The 14,050-nt window shown below is 41.7% G+C and carries 14 protein-coding genes; 6 read left to right on the top strand and 8 right to left on the bottom strand.

Features of this window, described 5'->3' with window-relative positions:
* The first annotated feature begins 71 nt into the window (after window positions 1-71).
* The 5 genes from ACEQ81_RS12450 to ACEQ81_RS12430 all read left to right on the top strand — a co-directional run bounded on the left by ACEQ81_RS12450 (window position 72) and on the right by ACEQ81_RS12430 (window position 5,378).
* Window positions 72-404, top strand: coding sequence for a hypothetical protein (locus ACEQ81_RS12450; RefSeq protein ID WP_411031227.1), 333 nt, complete (start codon window positions 72-74; stop codon window positions 402-404).
* A gap of 40 nt (window positions 405-444) precedes the next feature.
* Window positions 445-789: a YciI family protein gene (locus tag ACEQ81_RS12445; protein WP_411031226.1), complete on the top strand. Its 345-nt coding sequence runs from the start codon at window positions 445-447 to the stop codon at window positions 787-789.
* Window positions 789-2,033 carry an RNA polymerase sigma factor gene (locus tag ACEQ81_RS12440; RefSeq protein WP_411031225.1) on the top strand — a complete coding sequence of 415 codons (1,245 nt, stop codon included), beginning with the start codon at window positions 789-791 and terminating at the stop codon, window positions 2,031-2,033. Before ACEQ81_RS12445 ends, ACEQ81_RS12440 begins: the two co-directional genes overlap by 1 nt.
* 140 nt (window positions 2,034-2,173) lie before the next feature.
* Window positions 2,174-3,925, top strand: a complete 1,752-nt coding sequence (locus ACEQ81_RS12435; protein WP_411031224.1) for a RagB/SusD family nutrient uptake outer membrane protein — start codon at window positions 2,174-2,176, stop codon at window positions 3,923-3,925.
* 10 nt (window positions 3,926-3,935) lie between these two features.
* Window positions 3,936-5,378: a sulfatase gene (locus ACEQ81_RS12430; protein WP_411031223.1), complete on the top strand. Its 1,443-nt coding sequence runs from the start codon at window positions 3,936-3,938 to the stop codon at window positions 5,376-5,378.
* Window positions 5,379-5,424: 46 nt separating this feature from the next.
* Here ACEQ81_RS12430 and ACEQ81_RS12425 read toward each other — a convergent pair whose 3' ends face one another.
* On the bottom strand, window positions 5,425-6,384 hold the full coding sequence (locus tag ACEQ81_RS12425; RefSeq protein WP_411031222.1) for a helix-turn-helix domain-containing protein: 960 nt from the start codon (window positions 6,382-6,384) through the stop codon (window positions 5,425-5,427).
* 80 nt (window positions 6,385-6,464) lie between these two features.
* On the opposite strand from ACEQ81_RS12425, the gene ACEQ81_RS12420 reads away from it, so the two are divergent.
* Window positions 6,465-8,705, top strand: coding sequence for a DUF5916 domain-containing protein (locus ACEQ81_RS12420; RefSeq protein ID WP_411031221.1), 2,241 nt, complete (start codon window positions 6,465-6,467; stop codon window positions 8,703-8,705).
* Between the two features lie 21 nt (window positions 8,706-8,726).
* Here the strand turns inward: ACEQ81_RS12420 and ACEQ81_RS12415 are convergent, their stop codons facing one another.
* From ACEQ81_RS12415 to ACEQ81_RS12385, 7 genes are all read right to left on the bottom strand, one after another.
* A complete protein-coding gene (locus ACEQ81_RS12415; protein WP_411031220.1) occupies window positions 8,727-9,446 on the bottom strand; it encodes a head GIN domain-containing protein in 720 nt (239 codons plus the stop codon).
* Window positions 9,447-9,453: 7 nt separating this feature from the next.
* Window positions 9,454-9,672 carry a hypothetical protein gene (locus ACEQ81_RS12410; RefSeq protein WP_411031219.1) on the bottom strand — a complete coding sequence of 73 codons (219 nt, stop codon included), beginning with the start codon at window positions 9,670-9,672 and terminating at the stop codon, window positions 9,454-9,456.
* Entirely contained in the window at window positions 9,662-10,330 is a 669-nt protein-coding gene (locus tag ACEQ81_RS12405; protein ID WP_411031218.1) for a hypothetical protein, read from the bottom strand. The genes ACEQ81_RS12410 and ACEQ81_RS12405 overlap by 11 nt, the downstream gene beginning before the upstream one ends.
* Window positions 10,331-10,473: 143 nt before the next feature.
* A complete protein-coding gene (locus ACEQ81_RS12400; protein WP_411031217.1) occupies window positions 10,474-11,562 on the bottom strand; it encodes a hypothetical protein in 1,089 nt (362 codons plus the stop codon).
* Window positions 11,546-12,088: a hypothetical protein gene (locus ACEQ81_RS12395; protein WP_411031216.1), complete on the bottom strand. Its 543-nt coding sequence runs from the start codon at window positions 12,086-12,088 to the stop codon at window positions 11,546-11,548. Before ACEQ81_RS12395 ends, ACEQ81_RS12400 begins: the two co-directional genes overlap by 17 nt.
* Window positions 12,085-12,627 carry an RNA polymerase sigma factor gene (locus ACEQ81_RS12390; RefSeq protein ID WP_411031215.1) on the bottom strand — a complete coding sequence of 181 codons (543 nt, stop codon included), beginning with the start codon at window positions 12,625-12,627 and terminating at the stop codon, window positions 12,085-12,087. Before ACEQ81_RS12390 ends, ACEQ81_RS12395 begins: the two co-directional genes overlap by 4 nt.
* Window positions 12,628-12,873: 246 nt before the next feature.
* Window positions 12,874-13,974 (bottom strand): hypothetical protein, encoded by a 1,101-nt coding sequence (locus tag ACEQ81_RS12385; protein WP_411031214.1) that lies wholly within the window; start codon window positions 13,972-13,974, stop codon window positions 12,874-12,876.
* Window positions 13,975-14,050: the final 76 nt, after the last annotated feature.

Here is a 14,050-nt window from a genome sequence, read left to right as displayed (position 1 = left end):
AATTCCAAAAACTGTCCCCTTACCTTTTTTCAGCTTCGTTATCTAGATATATGAACCATAAAATAACAAGGATGAAAAAATTTATTGCAATCTATCATTCGGCCCCAGAGGCCATGGCCCAAATGGCCGATGCTACTCCAGAACAAAAAGCGGAGGGCATGCAGCATTGGTTAGACTGGAAGGACAGAATCGGTAGTGCTATGATCGATCTTGGAGCCGCCGTAATGGGCGGAGTGGCTATCTCCCCTAACGGAGCCAAGACCAACAGCACCAAACAGGTTTCTGGTTATTCGCTGGTGCAAGCGGAGAGTATGGAAGCTGCCCACAAACTGTTTGATGGACACCCCCATCTGCACTGGCACCCAACGGCTTCAATTGAAATACACGAATGTATTGCCATGTAGTCGGTTTTCTTAATTTTGTTTAACACCTAAAAAAATCCAAATGAAAGATTTTATGTTAATTTTTATCGGGGCCAACTACGCCGAACTAAACCTCTCCCCAGAAGAGATTCAGGGCCGAGCAGGTAGTTGGATGGGATGGCAAGAAAAAATGGCCAAGCAAGGCATTGTTAAGGAGGGTAATGCCCTTAAAGCCGATGCAAAACGTGTTGTGGGTCCACAACGAACCGTATCGGACAGGGCTGCCACAGAACTAAAAGAGCTTATCGGCGGATATTACATCGTAAAAGCAGCCAGTTTTGACGAGGCTATTGCTATAGCACAAGACTACCCCGATTACGATCTGGGAGGTACCGTGGAAGTGCGCGAAGTACTACATTACGGTTAATGATTCAGCAAAAAATGATCGACCATCTTTTTAGACATCAGTACGGGAAGATGGTCTCCATTTTAACACGGATTTTTGGGCTGCAGCACTTGCAGACCATTGAGGATGCGGTTCAAGACACCTTTATCAATGCCATAAAGGCTTGGCAGGGCAATATCCCAGAAAACCCAGAGGCCTGGCTTACCATGTCCGCCAAAAACAGGGTTTTGGATCTTTTTAGAAAGTTTTCGGCCGAGGACAAGCGTATTGCCAAAATAGTTACGGGGGCAGAGACCATTGCCATAAACGAACTGTTTTTGGAACATGAGGTAGACGATAGCGTACTACGTATGATATTCGCTGCCTGTAATCCCATTCTCAATTCCAAGGACCAGATCGCTTTTGCCCTCAAAACCATATCTGGTTTCAGCGGAAAAGAGATTGCTACCGCCCTGCTACTAAAGGAGGAAACGGTTAAAAAAAGACTGACGCGTGCCCGAAAAAATATTCAGGAAGGGCAGATCGCTTTCGAAATCCCCGCCGGAGCAGAATTGGAACATCGACTCCATAGGGTATTGGAAGTTATCTACCTCATCTTTAATGAAGGCTTTCATTCTAACCGAAAAGATATCCTTATCCGCGAGGAGCTATGTGGAGAGGCTATGAGGCTGGCCAAAACTCTACTCACCAACCCTTTTACCGCTACTCCCAATAGTTATGCTGTATTTGCGCTCTTTTGTTTTCAATCCGCTCGCTTGTCCAGTAAAATAAACAGTCAAAAAGAAATTATAAGCCTTAAAGACCAAGACCGGTCCAAATGGCACAGACCTCTTATAGCATTGGGACATAGGAATATGGAAAAGGCGGTTGCTGGTGAAAACTACGGGTATTACCATTATGAAGCCGCCATTGCCGCCCAACATGCGTTAGCATCTTCGTACGCATCAACAGATTGGGATAAAATCCTAATGTGGTATCAACGATTGAACACACTAGAAAACTCACCTTTTAATCTCCTGAACATGGCCGTGGTACAAATACAACGTGGCGATTTGCCGGCGGCCAGAGAACTTCTAGAGAAGATCAACCCTAACCTTCTAGAACAAAGGGCCTACCTCTATTATGGCACCTATGCAGAATATGCGTTGCACATTGGTAATAAAACACTGGCCCTAAAATATATTGACCAAGCTATCACCATGGTACGGAACGATGCTGAATTAAAGTATCTACGCAAGAAAAAATCAGAATACGAGGCTACATAGACAACTCCATTATCTTATCCATTTTCTTAGAAAGCTATCAACCTGCCTTGTATCCAAACTATCCCAAAAATTATAATTGTATATCATAAAATAAATTACTTAATTCACGTTATCCTAACCAGTATCTTTAACCTTTTTATATGAAACTGAAAGTCTACCTACTTGTCCTTAACGTTATCTTAATTATAGGTTGTAGTTCCGACAATAATGAGGAACCCCAAACGCCCGACCCAAAAGGAAGTCTGGAAGTTACCGTAATTACCAGCGATGGTGAGGCCATTGAAGGCGCCGTGGTGACCACAACCCCCACCACACAACAATTAACTACAGGGCCAACAGGAAAAGTATTATTTGAAAACTTGGATATCGGCAATTATGAAGTCTCGGTATTAGTACCTTTTGAACTAGAACCCATTGAGGAAGTGGTCTCCATAGAAGCGGATAAGACCGCAGAGGTCTTAATCTTAGGACTAGATGTTATTGAGCCCACACCTATAGATCTCAGTTTTTTAATAACCCAAACCTACAATCTTTTAAAAGGAGACTTTCTTTTTGATGCTGGCGGTTTTGGACTTTATTGGGGCGATATCGGTACAGATCTGGCTTATGTAAACCCTGGAAACTTTACTGTATTCAACGACTTGGATACCTATAATTTTACGGCAGGCAATAATACGGTTTTAAAGGTATGGGCCGATCACTATAAAGCCATTCGCATGGTAAATCTTGGTTTGGATGCCATAGAAGATGACAATTACAACAAAGACCAACCCATTAACGAGGGTGTGGCGGCGGCGCAGTTTCGATTTCTTCGGGCATTGCTGTACTTTAATTTGGTAAAGATTTATGGTAATCCTGTCGTGGTAACCACGGCAAAAATCGATTTACAAAACCCGCCTACTGCCATACAAGGCATGGATGAAACCTATCAACTAATTGAAAACGACCTTATTTTCGCCGAAGCTAATTTAGAAGCCAACGCTCCTTCCAACAGGGCTTCCGTTCCTGTTGCCCAAGCCTTGTTAGGCAAAGTATATCTCCAAATGGCTGGTTTTCCTCTTTTGCAGAACGACAAATATGCTCTTGCCCTAGCACAATTTAACAAATTGACCGGGGTATTTGGTCTGGAAACCAATTATGCCGATATCTTTTCTCTCACCAACGAAACAAGTACCACAGAAGTAATCTTTAGAATCGATTTTGATGCCAATGATATCAATACCAGTGGAAACTATGGTGTTCTATGGGGACCACAAGGGATTTCGATACACGACTATTTGCTTTTGGCACCCGGATTTCCAGAAAGTTTTTTCGAAATTCCTGCCAATATTGTGAGTCCTGTGACCTTTCCCTTGGACATCGAGGACAGCAGATTTGCACAAAATATAGCCGCCTTTACCTTAGATAATGGCAATGCCGCAAATGCCACCGAGATAAGTGATTGGAGACCATATAAGTTCCGAAAGGATACTGCTTTGCCTGTGGTTGCCAATGGTGAGTCTTTTGACCTTCCCTATTTGCGATATGCAGATGTACTTTTAATGCTCGCTGAGGCTGAAAATGCTATCAATGGCCCTACAGCTATTGCTTATGAAGCGGTAAATCAGGTGCGGAGAAGGGCTTTTGGCGATAACCTTAATGATTTACCTGCTGGGCTTAGTCAACAAGAGTTTTTAGAAGCCATATTGAAGGAGCGTAGCTTGGAGCTTTGTTTTGAAGGTCACAGAAAAGACGACCTGGTCCGCACCCAACAGTTACAAAGTGTTGTTGAGTCGTTCAATCTCAGTAATCCACAGAACACAAAAAATTACGAACCGCACAAGTACATTTGGCCTATACCTCAGGAGGAGCTGAATTTTAACCAAGGTGCCACACAAAATCCTGGGTACTAAACAAAGTATCATGAAAGCAATTTTAAATTCAACAGTCGGTTTTTTACTAATACTCCTATTGGGATGTACTAACGGACCAAACCATAAACAGGTAGAAAACCAAGATACTCCTATCGATAAAAAGACCAACTTTATAATCATTTTTGCCGATGACCTTGGATATGGTGATTTGGGCGTATATGGCCACCCCACCATTAACACACCCAACCTGGATAAAATGGCCTCCGAAGGTCAAAAATGGACCAGTTTTTATGTTGGTGCCAGTGTTTGCACACCAAGTAGGGCGGCCCTTCTTACAGGGCGTTTACCTGTTAGGAGCGGCATGGCAAGTCCTATTGCCCGGGTTTTGTTTCCCAACTCCCACAACGGGCTTCCCAAAAGTGAAATTACCTTGGCAGAACAGCTAAAATCTGTAGACTACGCAACGGCAATAGTTGGTAAATGGCACCTAGGACATAAAGAAGAATTTTTACCCACCAACCATGGTTTTGACTACTATTTCGGTATTCCTTATTCCAATGATATGGACCTAACAAGAGAGCTCAATACCCCCGGTGGCTATTGGGACCTTTGGACCGAGGAAGCGGAAAACTTAAAAAGCGAAGATTTTAATGTACCTCTTATAAGAAACACAGAAATTGTAGAACGCCCGGCAGATCAAACAACCATTACTCGAAGATTTACGGAAGAATCTATAAAATTCATCAAAGAAAACAAAGAAAAACCCTTTTTTCTCTATCTGGCCCATAATCTACCCCATGTTCCGCTTTTTGCTTCCGAAGAATTCTTGGGAAAAAGTAGGCGAGGGCTGTATGGGGATGTAGTAGAGGAAATAGATCATGGCATTGGCCGTATCTTAAACTATTTAAGGGAAGAGGGTTTAGCTGAAAATACTATAGTGGTGTTCACTTCGGACAATGGGCCGTGGCTACCTACAGAAAATTCCGGAGGAACCGCAGGGCTTCTTAAAGATGGCAAGGGAAGCACCTGGGAAGGTGGTATGAGAGAACCTGGTATTTTCTGGTCGCCCGGAAAAATTAAACCAAAAGTAGTGATGGATATGGGTACTACCATGGATCTTTTTACCACTTTTAGTGCAATTGCCGGTGTTCCAATACCTAATGATCGGGTAGTTGATGGCTTAGATCTTAGCCCTGTACTATTCGAAGGGGCCGAAAGTCCCAGGAATGCGGTTTATTACTATCGTGGCGATGAATTATACGCAATACGGGTGGGTGCCTACAAGGCTCATTTTATTACCGAGGCCGGCTATACGGCAAACACACGTAAGGAACACCATCCACCATTACTATACAATGTTGAGATAGACCCCTCGGAAAGGTTTAATATTTCTGCTGACCACCCAGATGTAATTGCAAGAATCGAAAATGTGGTAAAAGCACACGAGGCCAAAATGGTGAAAGGTGCAGATCAATTAAAAGATCGAGGGTGAGGTTGGGGGCGTACTTCGTCGGCAACTTTGAATCGCGAGACCTCTCTTAATTTTTGGACCCACGTGCCTCACTAGGCCTTATTGCGTATCGCTTAAAGAAGGCGTTGGAAAAATTGCCCAAACTGGCATACCCGGTTTCATAGGCTATAACAGTTATCTTTTTATCGGTATTCTGAATTTCGGAATACGCCCTGTTCAATTTTAGTTCTATGCAGTAGTCGATAACACTTCTGCCAAAGGTCTCCTTAAATTTGGTCTTTAGCGTATATTCATTTAATCCGGCATGTTTGGCGATCTGTTTTAAGGATAGGCGTTGGTCCAAATTATCTAGAATATATTGTTGTGCGTCAAGTACATTGTTATCGTAAGACCTACCATTGTTAACCAAGGCGTTCTTATGTTGTCGTAGTAACGGAATGGAATAAAAGATTAAATCTATCAATTTATTCTCTATAAAAACCTCTCTTAAATTTCCACTATAGGGGTTGTTCCTTATGGCAGCTATGATTTCTCTGGTTCGGGAATCCAAGCGCGAATACTCTTCATCGAGAAAAAACAGTTTTCCGGCCACCAATGCCTTTCTCAAAGGCTGTAGTTCTTTAAAGTCTTTTAGAAAGGAGTTCATAAAATAATCGGGGGCTACAGTAAATCCAAAACTGTTATAGGTGCAACCCTCCGGAAAATGAATCTCACAGCTTCCAGCCTTTTCGTAGATAATGGAGAGCGAGTTGGGTTGGGTATGAATTTCTTTTTGTCCCTCTATCTTAACCGTTTTGGTACGCCCGGAGAGTTGATAATGAAACTGCAACCAATTCTGCGTAAGTCCCTTGCGGATAACCACAGCTTTGGTAGTCTCCAAAGTCGTAAGGTAAATAGAAAAGCGGTTGATCTGAAACGTGATGCGTTTGCCCGATAGCCCATCGCCTTTAATATCTTCCTCCGTACTGCTTTGTAGTGCAACTTCCTCGTTGTTTTGTTGTGCCGTATACCGTGCCGATTTCCTCATTCTGAATAAGTGGTATTCCCGATGCAATAAGCACTCGGTCTGTTCAATGTAATATTTTTAGAACATTAAAACAAACTATCATGGAGAAGGTTTTTATAGCTTTATTGACCGTGTTATTTACATTTGGCACCCTAACCGCTCAGGGACTTCATATTAAACGTGCAAAAGGTACCATTGCTATTGATGGGGTGATGGATGAGACGGATTGGATCCAAGCAGAAGTGGCTACCAATTTTATGCAATTCTTTCCCAGTGATTCTGTAACTGCCAGGGCACAGACCGAGGTGAGGATGACTTACGATGACAATAACCTTTATATCATTGCCAAAATGTACAATCTAGGACCACGTAAATACGTAACCCCATCACTACGCCGAGATTTTAGAGGCGAAGCCAATGATGTTTTTAGTGCTGTTATAGACACTTATTCTGATAGGAATAATGCTTTTCTTTTTGGCGTAAACCCTTTTGGGGTACAGCGCGAAGGCCTTATTGCAAACGGTGGCAGTGTGGCTTCTGCCGATACCTTTTCTACCAGCTGGGACAACATTTGGCATTCCGAGGCCAAAATCTACGATGATTATTGGATTACTGAAATGGCCATCCCTTTTAAAACCTTGCGCTACAAAGAAAACCTGGACACTTGGTATATCAATTTTTATAGGTTTGATAGTGCTTATGCCGAACAATCTACCTGGACCCCCATTCCCAGAAACCAGTTTATCATCAACCTAGCCTTTACCCAAAAACTACTTTGGGACGCTCCTTTAAAAAAGACAAAGGGGAACATATCCCTTATCCCCTACAGCATTTTTAGAAATTCCAAAAACTTTGAGACCGACACACCCACCATTAACGACTTGGACCTAGGTCTCGATGCAAAAATAGGCCTGGGTCCGGCGATGACCCTGGATGTTACAGTGAATCCCGATTTTTCGCAGGTAGAAGTGGATCAGCAGGTCACCAATTTAGATCGCTTCGAGATCTTCTTTCCCGAACGCCGTCAGTTCTTTTTGGAAAATGCCGATCTATTCGCCAATTTCGGTATTGAAGGCACACGTCCGTTTTTCTCGCGAAGGATAGGCGTGGCCAGGGACGAGTCCACAGGTCAGAATGTGCAAAATAGAATCTACGGGGGCTTGCGTTTAAACGGTAAGCTCAATCAAAATTTACGACTGGGAATACTTAACGCCCAGCTTGAGGAAAATAAAGACATACAACTGGCTTCTACCAATTATCTCGTAGCCGCCCTACAGCAAAAAATACTATCGCGCTCATATATTGGTATGACCTTTATAAACAAACAGGCTTTTACGGATGCTATCGGCGGGGATTTTACATTCTCTCCCAGTTCGTATAACCGAACCTTGGGACTAGACGTAAATTTGGCCTCCAATGATAATACTTGGAACGGTAAATACTTTTACCACCGTTCTTTCGATGAAACAAATACGGAAGCCAAATACGCTACGGGTGGTTTTCTTAACCACAGTTCCTATCGTTGGGAGGCAAATCTTACCGTCCAAAGTATTGGAGAGGGATACGACCCGGAAGTAGGTTTTGTTCGCCGCAGAGATATTTTTCAGGCAACACCAAGTGTTTGGTATAATTTTTATCCAAAAAAGGGAGGTACGCAAAGACACGGACCCGGGGTATCTGCAGATCTGATAAGGAACAATACATCTTTTGATGCCCTAGATCATAATCTTGCTTTAAATTATAGGGGCAATCTTAAGAGTACCGCTTTCTGGGATTTTTCGGTGGTGAGACAGTACACTCGGTTGTTGAGGCCTTTTGATCCCAGTGGACTGGGGAATACCCCGTTGCCCGCAGACACCCAATACAATTATAATTTTGTTAAGGCCAACTACTTCTCCAATGCGGGCAGAAAGTTCTCCTACAACTTATCTACGCAATTGGGGGAGTATTTTAACGGTAACTTATACAATCTTTCCGGAACGCTTACCTATCGTTATCAGCCATTGGGTTTTGCCTCCTTAAATTTTGCCTACAACCACGTACGCCTTCCTGAACCTCTTAAAAATGCCGATTTGCTTTTAATCGGCTCACGACTCGATTTCACTTTTACCAAAAATATTTTTTGGACCACCTTTGTACAGTTCAATAGCCAAATAGAAAACCTTAACCTCAACTCCAGATTGCAATGGCGATTTAAACCTGTTTCTGATATTTTTTTGGTTTATACAGATAACTATTTTGCCGAAAGCCAAACCGCCAGTGGTTCCCTCACCTTTCCAAGCATACAATTTCCCAGACAACGGGCCATAGTTCTTAAACTCAACTATTGGTTAAATCTTTAAGTTCTTGCCGTATACTTAAAATTATCGCTTAACAATTTTGGAAGCCCCTGACAAACGCTCCCGTTCTATGGTGGCATTGCCCATGTAATAAAGTGTACTGGCGCCCGCTGCTTCTATATCTATGCTTTCCATTGCGGATAAAAAAGCATCACTGGCACCTGCCATATCTATATTTAGATCGTTAACGGACAAATCATAGTCCAACAAACTACTGCTGCCAGATAGTTGTGCGTGGCACCTATCGGCCGTTCCAAAAAGGTCGATAGTAGAGGCGCCTCGCAATTCTACATCCAATCTATCCGTATGGATTTCCCCGGTAAAGGATGACGCACCCGAAAGCTCTACCAAGACATCATCAGAAACCAAATCGTTCTCTAAAGAAATCTTGGAAGCTCCGGATGCTTTAAATTTTTCAATGTTAGAGGTGGTGATATAGATGTTTAGCGTAACATTTCCCCTAAGGTTTGTAAACCTCCTAAGTCTGGCTTCCAAGGTGCTTCCCTCCTTAGAAATAATTATATGGCCATGCAAATTTGTGTTGGCCTCTACTTCTATACTTTCCTCTGTCTCCGAAAAAGTAACAAAGGCGTTAAAACTATCCGATATTTTTAATCTGGAATAGTCAGAAATATCATAGCTTAAAGTTGTTACATCATTGGATACCTTTATGTTATCGTAATCACAAGAGGTCATAAGGGTGCTGGCCCCGAAAAGGGCAATAATAATTAATTTTGTTCTCATAATGTTGTTAGATTATCGGTGTCTCCACCAAATTTTTTCGTAATTCAAATACTGGAATCCATTGGAAGTTTACAGGAAACCATTCGTCGTCGTCTGCCATAGATAGGTCTGTAGCAGTATTAGTTCCATTTTTTCGGAGGTATACCTGATCGTCCTTGGCAAATACATATTGGGTCTGTATATGTTGATCGTATTCTGTGTTATTGTAATTAAAACTATCTTTCATTATCTATGTTTTTTTTATACCTATTTCTCCCCAAGTTAAATACCCCTACTTTGATGCCTAGTCCTGCTGAAAAGCCGTTTATCCGGGTTATCGGTCCTGGCTGCAAGTCCAATCGGCTAGAGAATCTGTACCGTACGCCTGCTTCTATCTGCAGGTACCTAGAGATATTAAAAAGTGCATTGGCCCCAGGTTCTAGCACAAAGACCGCATCGGACTCGTTAATATCGTTATCAAAATCATCATCAAAGTCGCGATCTCCGTCAACATAGGCTACCCCACCTGCCCCAATAAGAATGGGGAATGACAGGTTTACCCTAGATTTACTAAAAAAGATAGGTTCTAAATGAAGTCCTCCGTAGGCTCCAATTAAATCTTCATTATCCGAAAAGGAAAACCCTGGCAAGTTTTGTTGAGAGTAAAAAAAGACCCCCGAAAAACCTACTTCAAACTGCTGATTGGCAACATAGGCTATTTTTAAACCTCCCAAATAGGTCTCTTTATCGTCGATTTCCCCAATATGCGTGGTAATCCCGATATAAACACCGTGTACTACATTTTTGCGATCGTTGAATTCGATAAAATTATCGGAACCTTGTGCGCTGAGATAAGAGATGCCACCCAAGAGAAAAAGAAGTGACAAGTAACTAAAATTTTTCATGTGTTTGTTTTTGATTGACATTATCATAGACAAGCTAATTTGATAATGGTTGCATTTTTTTAGTGTTTTTTTTATTTTTTTGTACTATGGAAATCAAAATTGGGCCAGCTGCGTGGTAGTTATAGCTTTAAGTTGTCAAATGATTACTGCTCCCGAAGCACCACCACACCTTTTATACCGGTAACCGAGAAGGTGCCGGGGTCTCCTTTACCATAGGATGCCTTTATTTCCCGAATCTTTTTCCCCCTATCTAGCACATTGGTCTTTATGTTTGTACTCGTGGTCGGTATCCTTAAAAGCCCTTGTTCTAGATTTGCTTCAAAATCAAACGAAAGCCCATCAACATTAATATAGATTTCGGAAGATTCCTGATCTATTTTGATGGATGGTTTCCGACTTTCAACAGCTCCCACTCTAAAATCTACCAATTTCATCCTAAGACCTATTTCCCTACCCAAACTTTGTATTTGCACATTACTGAATCTAAGGTCTCCTACGATGCTACCAACACTTTCAATGGTAACCTCGTCTTTGCTAGAAAATAAGTCTAGTGTAGAAACCTGTTCCAATTTAATAGTAGTACCACTACTGTTTATTCTTAAATCTTGCGATCTCTCCAGGTCTATTCCACCGTTCTTCATGTTAATGCTTCCATAGGTAATGGCTTTGGTACGTAGTTTTCCAAATTCCATAACAATATTGGCATTCGTAAGATCATCATTGATCCACATATCGCCATGGGTAACCCTAGCTTTCAATTTCCCTGTCCAATCGCCCATGATAACATCCCCAAACTTGTTTTTGATATCAATTTCTGCATTAACGGGCAAATAAATGGTATAGTTGATCTGCACGTTGGTCTTATCAAAATCGAACGGATTCGCCTTATTGAAATAACGGGCAAAAAATCCGGTACCTCTTTCGGCAATTACCGAAGTAACTCCAATAAAGTCGTCCACAACCTTAAATTCGGCACTAATGCGGTTCAATAATTCCCGGGCGTTGTCTTTTTTGCGATGCGATACTTTTACATCTACGGTGATCGCAATATTATTTTTGTTCCACCCATTAATGATCACGTTACCATATTTGTTATCCAAATGCAGCTCACCGGCATTGGTCATGGCATATGATTTTTCTATTTTTTTTGATGCGCGTTCCTGTGCCCCCAGGTTATACCCAAAAGCAAGGCATATTGCTATCAACAGCAGTTTTTTATAGTACGTACCCATGCTCATCGTTTATTTTTTTAGAATCCTTTATTTGTCGTAAAAGATTTTCTATTAGTTCTATGCGTTTTTTGTAATTACCGATAATGGCTTCCAAAACAAGCTCATTATCCAAATTCTCGCCCATTTCCTGTTTAAGTTCCTTGTATTCCACATCGAGTTCATCCATGAACGATAAAAATTCTTCCTTGTCCGCATTGGACAGTTCGGGATGATCTTTTACCAGTTGCACCTGACTTGCAACCAAACTCTGATAATGCATATCTATTTCCAATAATTCCCTACTCACAATATTGTCTTCGGCCCCATATCCGGTTCTAAAAGTCGCGTCTGCCATAAAGGCAAGTCCAAACACCAATACAATACTGGCCGCTACTTTAAATAATGGGGATTTCCATAAGGGAATCACTTTTGTTTTTGGCTTTTCCAATTGAGAGGAGATGCTTTCCCACATTTTGTCCCTATCTGCCTTGTGCCCATCAAACAAATCTTTATTATCCCGGATGTGTTTTTCAAATTCGTCCATCATGCCACCATATTTATTAATTCTATCAATTTCTTTTTTGCCCTGTGGTATTGCGATTTGGAAGTGGAGGTCGTTATCCCCAAAATCTCTGCAATCTCTACATGGTCATAACCTTCAATGAGGTACAGATTAATAATCTGTTGATAACCAGGCGGTAATTGGGATATTCCATTTTTTATTTTCTGGATATCCATGGTTTTCGCCTTCTCCTCGGTTTCTCCGGCTATGTAATAGTCGTGTTCTTCCAAGGGGGTCACAGCTACCTTTTTCAATTTTGTGAAATTGATGCTCTTATTGATTACGATCCGCTTTAACCAAGAACCAAAAGTGCTCTCATAACGAAAAGAATCCAATTGTTTAAAAGCTTCCACAAAACTGTCTTGTACTACGTCTTCAGCATCTTCTTTTATACCCAGCATACGCATACTAACATTGTACATAGCGTCCACGTATAACCCATACAGGCGATACTGCGAATCTCTATGACCAGATTTACTCTTTTCAATCAGGTCTTTATGTGTATATAGGATGTTGGGTTCCAATTAGATACTGCTAGCTAAAAAGTTGTGTAAAAATACCCTTCTTTTCAATAATAGACAGTTCAAAAAACAAAGGGTTGCAGCAATGGGGAATAAAATGATGGAATTAAGGAAAAATAAATACTTAGCGGTCACCTTGTCCACAATCTAGTACCGTTAACGCAGTGAAAGGCAAAGCCCGGAGGTACTGGGACGTACCGGCCGGGCCACCATAAGAAAAAGAGAAATGTACTATTATCTATGCATTTGTTACTGCAATTGTATTCCTTGGGGGTCTTCAAACTTTGCCGTTACCCCCCAACCGCCAAAATCTTCGGATACTGCCAGCAGTATTTCGTTTTTACCTTGTTTTAGATTTAAATAGACGGTCTCAAAAAGACCAATAGTGCCCAAATAACGATAATCGCGGGTGCTAAATCCGTTGTTGCCCTTGTAGATGGGTTTGCCATTCAGTATTAGTACTACCCGATCGCTATATCCAAAATGAAAAAGTTTTTCCTGGGCCTTAGCCGATCTAACCGTTAGTTTGGCAAATACCGTATTGCCATCGGATCCGTAACGATCTGTTACCCTTGCTATGTCCGCGGCGTTATTCTCTTCTGTTTGTATTTTATTGATCCATTTTCTTGCTTTGATCAATGCCGGTAACCCATCAGTGTTCGTCAATGCACTTTCATCAAACTTATCCGAAATCTCCCACTCTTTTATAATCCCCGGTATGGGCTTGGTCTCCGCAACTTTAAAATCTACCATTTCACTGGCTTGCTTGTCTATCTTAAAATCGGCATAATGTACCGCTGCGCCACTTCCCCCGATAGATAAATTACCTTCCTTGGGGCTGTGTCTTAGGTACCATGAAAGATGTGGTTTTTCGGCATGGTCAAAATATACTTGTGCCCGCTTTCCATTGACCACAAGTTTAACATGCGTCCAATCATCGACCTTATACACATAGGGTACAGAATAGGCAGGCCCGTGAAACAATTGCCAAGAGGCCATTCTGTTAAAAATGGATAAAGCCTGATTTGCATCTGGGTTTCCAGATTGGTGGGGTCTTACGTAAAAGTACTCACTGTTAACATCATCAAATCTTCGAAATCTAATCCCTGGAAATCCTCTACGACCATCAAGATACATATCAAATTCTATGGTTCCGTTTATGAATTTGGTATCTTTAAGTGTTGCCAATCCACCTTGGAGGTAAACGGCATCCTTGCCCTTGTAGTTCTCAAATAGATGGGCATTGGCCGTTACGTCCCAATTGGTGGTATCCATAGGAATGGTTTGTTGGGAGAAATGGGTTTGTGAATAAACTAAACTCAGTATTAAGAGTATTACAAATTTGTTCATGATTGCATTTTTTTTAAAACTAAATAATTGGGCCGGACCCCATTTGAACAAATCCGAGCAAATCCGTTCAATATTG

Origin of the sequence: Spongiimicrobium sp. 3-5 (assembly GCF_046557915.1) — a bacterium.
GTDB lineage: Bacteria > Bacteroidota > Bacteroidia > Flavobacteriales > Flavobacteriaceae > JBHEBG01.
This window is presented reverse-complemented; position numbering and strand designations above follow the sequence as displayed.